The following is a 9689-nucleotide window of genomic DNA, read 5'->3' as shown; positions in this document are numbered from 1 at the left end:
GATGGCGGGCGACAGATCGCGGGTGCTCGCGATGCTCGAGCCGATCGACGACCTCGCGCGCGAGTCGGCGTACTTCGCGCGCAACGATGCGGCCCAGCGCGTGACTGCGGCGCACGTCGAGCGGGCACTCGGCGAACGGATGCTGCGCCTCAATTTTATAGAAGAGGAAATCCGCCGGCTGATCGCGGAAGGCACGCTCATCGTGAATATTCGCGGCACCAGCGTCGGGCAGATCAATGGGCTGGCGGTGTTGGACGTCGGCGGCTACAGCTTCGGACGGCCGTCGCGCGTGACGGCGACCGTCGCGCTTGGGCAGGCGGGAGTGATCAACATCGAGCGCGAGGCGCGGATGTCGGGATCGACGCACGACAAAGGCATCATGATCCTGAGCGGATTTCTTCGCGCGCGATTCGGACAGCAGCACCCGATTGCGATGTCGGCGAGCATTTGCTTTGAGCAGTCGTACTCGGGCATCGACGGCGATAGCGCCAGTTCGACCGAGCTGTACGCGCTGATGTCGGCGTTGTCGGGCGTGCCGATCCGGCAGGATCTCGCGGTGACCGGCTCGGTCGATCAATACGGCACGGTGCAGGCGATTGGCGGCGTCAATCAGAAGGTCGAGGGATTTTACCGGGTGTGCAAGGCGATTGGCCTGACCGGGACGCAGGGCGTGATGGTTCCGCGCACGAACGTGTCGAACCTGATGCTCGATCCGGAGACCACGGGTGCAATCGAGCGCGGTGAATTTCACATTTATCCGATCGATACGATCGATCGCGGGATCGAGACTCTGACCGGCGTGCGCGCGGGAACGATCGACCAGCCCGGCACGATCAACTATCTCGTCGATCAACGGCTCAAGAACATGGCGAACATTCTACGCGATCGCCCGATGGGCGAAACTCGCGTCGTGCAGGAGCCGGCGCCGAACGCCCCGGCACCGAAACCGCCTTCGCCGCCGGAGCCGCCGCGCTGAAATGCCGATAGATCTCCGACTCGATCCGGCGGAGGTTGCGCTGTTCACGGACCTCTACGAGCTGACGGTCGGCGCGGCATTCTTCGAGCACGGATTCAACGACATTGCGTCGTTCGAGGTCGCGATGCGACGGATGCCGCCGGGGCGCGGCTTCATGATCGCGGCGGGTATCGAGCGGTTGATCGAGGCGCTCGAGGAATATCGCTTCGACGCCGGCGCGATCGAGCACCTCGAATCGTTGCAACTCTTCAAGCCGGCGTTTCTCGAATTTCTTTCGCAGCTGCGCTTCACCGGTTCGATCCGCGCGCTTCCCGAGGGCACGATTTATTTTCCCGGCGAGCCGATCCTCGAGATTCGAGCGCCGCTGATCGAAGCGCAGCTCATCGAAACGCTGGCGCTCAACCAGATCGGCTTCGCTTCGGTCGTCGCGAGCAAGGCGGCAAGATGCTTCGCGGTCGCGGGCGGTCGCCGCCTGGTGGACTTCGGTCCGCGACGCGCGCAAGGTGCGGATGCGTCGCTTATCGCGGCGCGCTCGAGCTACATGGCGGGCTTTCACGGCACCGCCAACGTGCTCGCCGGCAAGCGCTACACCATTCCCGTTTTCGGTACGATGAGTCACAGCTTCGTGATGGCGCACGAAAGCGAGCGTGACGCATTCAGCGATTTCGTCGCGAGCTTTCCGACCCTCAGCACGCTGCTGGTTGATACATACGACACGCCGCGCGGCGTGGAGAACGCCGCCGCTATCGCCGCGCGAGTTCGCGAAGCGGGCATGAAAATACAGGGCGTGCGGCTGGACAGCGGCAACCTCGATGAGCTGAGCCGCAAGGCGCGCCGGATTCTCGACCAGGCCGGCTTCGGCGATATTGCGATCGTCGCTAGCGGCAACCTGGATGAATATCGAATCGCGGAACTGGTCGACGCCGGTGCGCCAATCGACGCGTTCGGGGTCGGCACCGCGCTTGCTGTCAGCGACGACGCGCCCTCGGCGGACTTCGTCTACAAGCTGGTCGACTATAAGGACCGCGGCCGGCTGAAGACTTCGGCTGGAAAAATTTCGACGCCGGGCCGCAAGCAGCTATTCCGAGGCTATGCGCCCAACGGATCGTTCTTTGCGGACATGATCGGAATAATCGACGAGTGCACGACCACGGTTGCGCGCGAATTCAAGCCGACACCCTCGATAACGGTTCAATTGATGGAGACTGTCTTCGAAAATGGCCGGCGGATCATGCCGCGTCCAACCCTGGCCGAGGCGCGCGAGCGCGTGATGAACGGACTGCGGACGTTAGACGCCCGCTACAAGGCGCTGCGCAAGCCCGCGGAGTTCCCGGTGCGGCAGACTGCAGCGCTCGGCGCGCTGGTGATCAGCGAAAAACTGCGGGCGCAAAAACGCCAGGATTGAGCCAGCTACAAACCGGCAGTTACTCCAGCAAGAAACGGCGTCTTCCGCTGTGGCGGCGGCGAAGTTTGCAGGCTGCGCGCCGCATCGGCTAGCTGTGCGGCGTCGAAGATCACGAGCAACGGCTTGATGACATCCAGGCGGGGATGCGAGTCGGTGGTCCATCGCGCCGGCGCGGGATAATCGATCGCGGACGCAATCGCTCGGTAGCGCTCTATCAGTGGTCTGACTCCCTCATACGAGCCGACGATGATGATGCCGATCTGGCCGGCGGGCGCGGACGCGATTTGCCAGTCCTTGTATGCGTCAGGCGCAGCATCGACGAGCCAGTCGTGTGGGAGCAGGTCGAGCCGTTTGAGTTCAAAGGGAGAGAGCATCGACAGGTCGTGTCCGGCGGCGAGATATTTTCCGGCAGCCTCGAGAATTGCGTCGAATCGCAACGCGTCGGCGCGCGCCTCGACCTGAGCGGGGGGAAGTTTGGCATAAGCGGCGAATGAATCTTGCGCGATCTTATAAATCCACACGCCTTTCTCGTTCAGTCCCGCGACGCCGAGCGAATCGAGCGTCTGTTTGAAGGTCTCAAAATTAGCCTCGTTCGGATCAGCTATTGCTGCCCGCACTCCGAAGCGCGCGACGTAGGCCTTCAGCTGATCACCGGCCTCGGGCAAATCAATCCCGCCGTAAAAGTAGTTGTTCACTGGCATTCGAGCAAACTCGAACGGCGAGATTCCGGTCCATCCGCCGGCCATGCGAAAGTACATCCCGCTTTGCAATTGCCAGTACATGCTGTTGCCCAGATTTCCCCACGGCAACGGCAAAATGATCTCGCGCGGCTCGAGTTCGCTTGCATATGTTCGGTCAGTGAAGAATGTGGGAATGTCGAGCGGGCTTACCCAAAATGATGCATGCGGATTCGGCGCGATTGATGCCACGAGGATCGCCGCCACCGCAAATTTCGTCAACAGTCGAGCGCGAAGCGCCGCCAGCCACATCGCAACCATCAGCGCCACGACTAGAAACGCATACATCATGAACCGCACCGGCAACGCGATTGAGAGGATCGGCAGCCGCCCGACAATCGCCCAGGGCATCCAGAATCCCTGCCGTCCGGCGACATGGAGCATCGGACCCGTCGAGGCGATCACGAGGACGGCCAACATGATCGTCAGAAATTTACCCACCCGCTCGCGCCAGTATCGCCGTCGAAAGACTTCAACGAAGACAACTATCGCGATACCCAGATAGGCGCCGTTCTCAAACAAGTCGTGCTGAAAGGTGCGCGCGATCTCGGTCGCGATGCGTGTCGTGCCTAGCATCGCGGTCCCGGTCGGCACCAGAAATGCCAACAGGTCGGCCGAATAGCTCGCGGTTGTCCAGATGGGAGCGTGAGGAAATCCGCGCGCCAGCAAGTAGAACAGGTACGGCGACAGTGTTGCGCTCGCCATAAGGTATCCGGCTAGGGCGGGTGCGATGAGTCCCACCAGCCGCGCGCGAAGGTCGCGTTCGAAAAGCGCGAGCGCCAGCAAAAGGGCGAATCCACCCACAATTGTGATGGTCGCGAAAATTTCCGGGAAACAAAGAAACTGAGCTGTCAGCAGCGCGGCCAACAGGATCGCAAAACGTCGCGCCGAGATCTCGGTGTCGAGTCTCTTCAACGTTAGCAGCGCGATAAGCGGCACCGGGAAGACCGAAACCAAATCAAGATGAGCGAGTACTTGTCCAAGCATGTATGACGAAAAGCCGAAGATGTATCCGCCCAGGACCGACGGCCAAAACGCTCCCGTCACACGCCGGCACAGCAGAAACGCAGAAAATGCCGCGAGCGGCAGCGCGAATGATATCACTATGTTGTAGGTCGCAGGTTCGCCCACTGTGGGTTGCAGGGGGATCGAGATCCACGCGGGGAGCGGGACGAGCGTTGTCCAGGCCAGGTTGATTCCGAGCGGCGCCCAGACCGAATCGGTGATGAACGGATTGAGCCCGTGCGCCAACGAATATCGCCACCAGTTGAAGAACCACATCGTTTGCGGCGGATCCGTGTCGCGCCCGATGTAGTAGCCGGGATGTCCGGCGAGACCGCGATCGAGCAAGAGAACAGCGATTGCGAAGTAGAGCGCCAGCGCTCCCCACGACTGCCATCGATGCGCCGCGCGATCCGGCGAAGTCATCAGCGCGAATCCGCCCCGAGGAATGGCGTCGTCATCTCGGTCGGCGGCGATGATTTAAGTTGCGCGGCCGCAGCCTCGAATTGGGCGCGATCGAAAATTATCAGCAGCTTTTCCAGCCGATCCTCGGACTGCGAAGAGCGGGGATCCCATCGCGATGGCGCCGGATAGTCTATCTCGGAGGCAAACGTGCGGTAGCGCTCGATCAGTGGTTTGAACCCGTCGTACGAGCCGAACATTACGATGGCGACTCGGCCGCCAGGCGCCATTCCGATGCCCCATTCGGTGTACTTCGGTTCGACGAGCCAGTCGTGGGGCAGCAGACGGAGCCGATTGAGTTCATCTGCCGAAAGCCTCGACAGATCGTGTCCGTCGGCAAGGTACTTCGCTGCACCCTCGAGGATCGCGTCGAAACGCAGGGCGTTAGCGCGCGCTTCGACATAGCTGCCTGGAAGTTTTCCATACTCTGCAAAAGAGTCGGGTGGGATTTTGTAAATCGACACGCCGTCGCGGCTGACAGCGAGGAGGCCGAGCGACGCGAAGGTCCGCTGCCAGATCGGAAACTTCGCTTCTTTCTCGTTTGCGATCATGGCACTTACGCCGAAGCGCGCAATGTGAGCCCTTAACTGGTCTGCGGCCTCTGGCAGGTCGATTTCGCCGAACAGGTAGTTGACCGCGGGCATTCGCACGAACTCGAACGGCGAAGTGATCGTCCATCCGGCGGCCATCCGGAAGTACATATTGCTACGCGCCTGCCAGTACATACCCTTGCCGTCGCGTGGAAAAGGCACAGGCACAACGATCTCATTCGGATCGATTTCTTTTGCATACGTCCCGTCAGTGAAGAATGCGGGGACGTCGAGCGCACTTATCCAGAACGATCCGTTCATATTCGGCGCAAAGAACAGAATGACCAGCAGTGCGGCGGTATATTTTGTCATCGACGATACCGGAGCGGAGCTGAACCAGGTCGCGGCGATCAGCGAGACCACGAGGGAAGAATAAATCGCGAGTCTCACGGGCAACGCGCCGGATATCACCGGCAGCATTGCGAACAGCGCCCACGGCATCGGAAACAGCCGGCGACCCGCCACCGTGAGTACCGGGCCGAACGAGCCGACGATAGCAATCGCCAGCATCGCAATCAGGAACCTGCCCGTTCGTGTGCGCCAGGCCATCCGTCGGTACGCCTCGATCACAACAATCAAAGGGATACCGAGGTAAACGCCGTTTTCGTAGAGATCCGCGCCGAAATTTCCGGTTATCGACCGCGCGAATTTGAAAGTACCGAGCAGATTTATCTCGGTGGGAATGAAGAAGTTGGCCAGGTCGCCCGTGAAGTTTGAGAGCGGCCACATCGGCCCGTGCGGCGAGCGCAGCGCAAACAGATAGTAGAAGTATGGCGAGACCACGACCATCGCGATCGCATACGCCACGGTGACGGTGCCGATCAGGCGAACCAGCCGCGTGCGCATTTCGTCGTCGAAGCATACGAGCGCCGTCAGCATCGCGAATCCAGCGAAGACCGTCATCGTCGCGAACAGCTCGATCCCGCAGAGAAATTGCACTATCAGAAGCGCGGCGATCTCGAGCGTGCAAAGCTGCGCGGAGATTTCGCCATCCAGGCGGCGAAGACCCGCCAACGCGGCGAGAGGAATTGGGAACGCGAATATCAAATTGAGATGGCCGCCCAGCATCTGACCCAACATGTACGGAGAGAAGCCGAAAATGTAGCCACCGAGGATTGACGGCCAGAACGCGCCGGTGACGCGGCGGCATAGCAGGAATGCCGAAAGTGCGGCGAGCGGCAGCGCCAAGATGCAGAGAATGTTATAAGCCGCGGCCTCGCCGTGCGCGTATCCGATTGGAATGGCGATCCATGCCGGAAGCGGTATGAATGCCGACCATGCGAGATTGAATCCGCGCGGTGCCCACACCAGGTCAGTCAGAAAAGGGTTGATACGATGATCGAGCGCGTATCGCCACCATCGCAGGAACCACATGTAGATGAGAGGATCGGCTTCGCGACCGATGTAAGCGGTCGTCAGATGGCCTGCAAGACCGCGCCCAAACAGAAGAATTGAGACGGCGAGAAAGAACACGAAGGCTGCGGTCTGCTCATACCGACCGTAGTGGCGATTTGCCGGAGCCATTATGTGAGGCGGAGTGCGATGCTATGCGCGGTGACTCGCAGCCGCGGTCTTGCCGGCGGCGCCCAGTGCGGCGGCGGCGTCAAGGAGGCATCGCTCGGTGGTAGGCCAATCGATACACGGGTCGGTGATTGACACGCCGTACTTGAGCACGGCGCGATTCGCGCTTAGCGGCTGGCTGCCGGCTTCGATATTGCTCTCGAGCATCGCGCCCATTATCGCGCCGCTGCCGGCGCATACCTGGTCAACCAGCGTCCGCAGCACTTCCGGCTGCTTGGTGAAATCCTTGCTGGTCTGCGCGTGCGAGCAATCCACCATCATGCGCGGCTCGAGCGCGGCGCTCGCGAGGATTTTGCGGCATCCCTCGATACTGTCCGCGTCGTAGTTGGGCTTGCGTCCGCCGCGAAGCACGACATGCGTATCGGGATTGCCCGAGGTGCGAATCACAGCGGACATTCCCTCCTGGGTGATGCCGAGAAAAGAATGCGGCCGTCGCGCGGATTGGATTGCGTTGATCGCCACCTGCAGATTTCCTTCGGTCGTATTCTTGAACCCGACCGGCATCGACAACCCGCTCGCCATCTCGCGATGCGTCTGCGACTCGGTCGTGCGCGCGCCGATCGCAGCCCAGGCGACCAGGTCCGCGATGTATTGCGGTGTGATCGGATCGAGCAGTTCTGTCCCCGCCGCGAGGCCGAGCCGGTTTATGTCGATCAACAATCGGCGAGCGATGCGCAGTCCCTCACGCATATCGCAACTGTCGTCCATGTGGGGGTCGTTGATAAGCCCTTTCCATCCGACGGTCGTGCGCGGCTTTTCGAAGTATACTCGCATGATGATGTAGAGCTGAGCCGAGGTGGCGACCTTGAGCTTCGCCAGGCGGCGCGCATAGTCAATCGCCGCATCGGGATCGTGGATGGAACATGGGCCGACGATGCAGAGCATCCGGCGGTCGCGACCGGCCAGAATTTCGCGAATGGTCGCGCGCGCTTCGACCACGGTTCGCGCAATTCCTTCGTCCACCGGCATCTCGTTTTTGAGCAGATGCGGCGCGATCAGCGGCTCGGTGGCGAGAACATGAACGTCCTGAATTCGGCGCATAAGTAGTCGTTATTTCTATAAGAAAGGATGACGCTAACAAAGACGGTACCTATTGGGCATAATACCGACGGATCGAAATCCGTGGACCCAACGCATAATCCTGTGATCGAGCAGAGCGAAACGGAACCGAGTTCTCAAGAACGCGACAGCGGCGAATTGCAGTCCATTGCCCGGCCGCCGCGACTCCTTCGCGTCCGGCTGTGGCAGGCGATTGCGGGGATGTCGGTAGCAATCGCGATCGCGTCGTTGCTCGTGATGTCCGACCTCGCCGTCTCGCTCGCACGGCGCACCAACTATGTGAATCGTCGCGTGGCGGCTCTGAATGCGACCGTGCGAGTTCTGCGGCATCAGACCGCGGTCGAGCAGCGCAAGCTGGGATCGGTGCGCGAGCGGGTCAGTGTGGGCGAGGTGTTCGAGAAAATTCTTTTCGCGCCGGACCTTCGCACGATCAAACTCGCCGCGCCGAGCGAGAAGGACAGGGCGAGGTCGACCATGCAATCAAGCGGTATCGATCTTCCGGCGGGCAAGCTGGCGATGAGCGAGTCGGCCGACGCCGCGATGCTCGAAGCGAGCGGACTGAAGCCAACCGGGACGTTCGAGGTTTACCGCATCTGGTGGACGCCCAGGCGCGGCGCGCCGATTTGGGCCGCTGATTTTTTAGTCGGCGATGACGGGCTCGCGACGGTGCCGGTGGATCTGCCGGTTGGACGCGAGAAAGGATTGTCGCTCGACGTCACTTTAGAAGATGAATCTTACAGCGATACTCCAAATGGCCCGATCGCGCTCAGGGGGGAGTTTGCGCCATTGACGGGAGCAGGGCCGAGTCCCCGCAAATTGCGGCATTAGTTGAAATCGATCAGTCGGCGCCGATGAACTCGAGCAGAAGCGCGAACCCCATCGCGCCAACCGCGAGAAACTCGGTGGTCGGATCGGTGTTGTTCCACAGATAGTAGAAGCCGAAACCGAAGGCCGCCATGCTGAATATTCGTCGCATAGAGATGTCCTTTGCTGTCGAGCTTCCTCCGATTCACACGCGGTGCGTCAACTTTGATGAAAAAAACCCAAATCGCACAACCAGGTTGCTACAAATTGTAGTACGAATGCGTAGCCCGATGAAAGTGGGCGTCATCCCTTGCTGCGACAGCAATCTTTTCCTCATCGAGGGGCTTTACATCGTTCATCGATGTGCGTAGATTGACGATGCAGCGGCGCTTTGCGGCGCGGCTTGTGGAAACTTCGCCTCCGATATCCTCAAAAACCCGTTGACACGGACCGGATTGGAAGAGTACTGTTTCCGTTCGCCCTGAAAAGGGTTGGTCTTTGAAAACTGAATAGTAGTGCATGCCTTAATCGGCGGCGGGGGTCCAGGAATGGACTCGATGCCCGACCGATTTCTTTGATTTAATATGCGGTCAGTCCTGCCGTTCCATGACGCGTTAGCCGCGTCTCGGACGGTGGATATACTGAGCTATAATGGAGAGTTTGATCCTGGCTCAGAACGAACGCTGGCGGCGTGCCTGAGACATGCAAGTCGTGGGAGAAAGTCGTAGCAATACGGCTAGTAAACCGGCGCACGGGTGAGTAACACGTGGACAACCTGCCTTAGAGTCTGGGATAACCCGTCGAAAGACGAGCTAATACCGGATAAGACCACGGAAAGTTCGCTTCCTGAGGTAAAAGATGGCCTCTGCTCCTGCAAGCTATCACTTTGAGAGGGGTCCGCGTCCTATCAGCTAGTTGGTGAGGTAACGGCTCACCAAGGCTAAGACGGGTAGCTGGTCTGAGAGGATGGTCAGCCACACTGGGACTGAGACACGGCCCAGAGTCCTACGGGATGCAGCAGTCAGGAATATTGCGCAATGGAGGAAACTCTGACGCAGCGACGCCGCGTGGGT

Annotated in this window: 7 protein-coding genes and 1 rRNA gene; 4 read left to right on the top strand and 4 right to left on the bottom strand. The window is 60.3% G+C overall.

What is annotated here, in order from left to right:
* Together VIW95_RS10300 and VIW95_RS10295 are read left to right on the top strand one after the other, a co-directional pair.
* Window positions 1-976: S16 family serine protease (locus VIW95_RS10300; RefSeq protein WP_331586084.1), on the top strand; the 976-nt coding region annotated here is incomplete at its 5' end.
* Between the two features lies 1 nt (window position 977).
* Window positions 978-2381, top strand: coding sequence for a nicotinate phosphoribosyltransferase (locus VIW95_RS10295; RefSeq protein ID WP_331586082.1), 1404 nt, complete (start codon window positions 978-980; stop codon window positions 2379-2381).
* Window positions 2382-2386: 5 nt separating this feature from the next.
* Here the strand turns inward: VIW95_RS10295 and VIW95_RS10290 are convergent, their stop codons facing one another.
* From VIW95_RS10290 to VIW95_RS10280, 3 genes are read right to left on the bottom strand one after another with little or no spacing between them, the layout of a single operon-like run.
* The gene (locus VIW95_RS10290; RefSeq protein ID WP_331586080.1) at window positions 2387-4546 is read right to left on the bottom strand and encodes a hypothetical protein; all 2160 of its coding nucleotides are present in this window, start codon (window positions 4544-4546) and stop codon (window positions 2387-2389) included.
* A complete protein-coding gene (locus VIW95_RS10285; protein ID WP_331586078.1) occupies window positions 4546-6696 on the bottom strand; it encodes a hypothetical protein in 2151 nt (716 codons plus the stop codon). Before VIW95_RS10285 ends, VIW95_RS10290 begins: the two co-directional genes overlap by 1 nt.
* A 21-nt stretch (window positions 6697-6717) precedes the next feature.
* Window positions 6718-7794 (bottom strand): 3-deoxy-7-phosphoheptulonate synthase, encoded by a 1077-nt coding sequence (locus VIW95_RS10280; protein WP_331586076.1) that lies wholly within the window; start codon window positions 7792-7794, stop codon window positions 6718-6720.
* A 219-nt stretch (window positions 7795-8013) separates the two neighbouring features.
* Between VIW95_RS10280 and VIW95_RS10275 the strand changes: the two genes are divergently transcribed.
* Window positions 8014-8640 (top strand): anti-sigma factor, encoded by a 627-nt coding sequence (locus VIW95_RS10275; protein ID WP_414645285.1) that lies wholly within the window; start codon window positions 8014-8016, stop codon window positions 8638-8640.
* A 10-nt stretch (window positions 8641-8650) separates the two neighbouring features.
* Here VIW95_RS10275 and VIW95_RS10270 read toward each other — a convergent pair whose 3' ends face one another.
* Window positions 8651-8788 carry a hypothetical protein gene (locus VIW95_RS10270; RefSeq protein WP_331586072.1) on the bottom strand — a complete coding sequence of 46 codons (138 nt, stop codon included), beginning with the start codon at window positions 8786-8788 and terminating at the stop codon, window positions 8651-8653.
* A 476-nt stretch (window positions 8789-9264) separates the two neighbouring features.
* Between VIW95_RS10270 and VIW95_RS10265 the strand changes: the two genes are divergently transcribed.
* Window positions 9265-9689 (top strand): 16S ribosomal RNA (locus VIW95_RS10265); the annotation flags it as partial.

It is taken from the genome of Binatus sp. (SeqCode), from assembly GCF_036522015.1.
GTDB lineage: Bacteria > Desulfobacterota > Binatia > Binatales > Binataceae > Binatus.
Note: the sequence above shows the minus strand (reverse complement) of the source record. Positions and strands in the feature narration are given on the sequence as shown.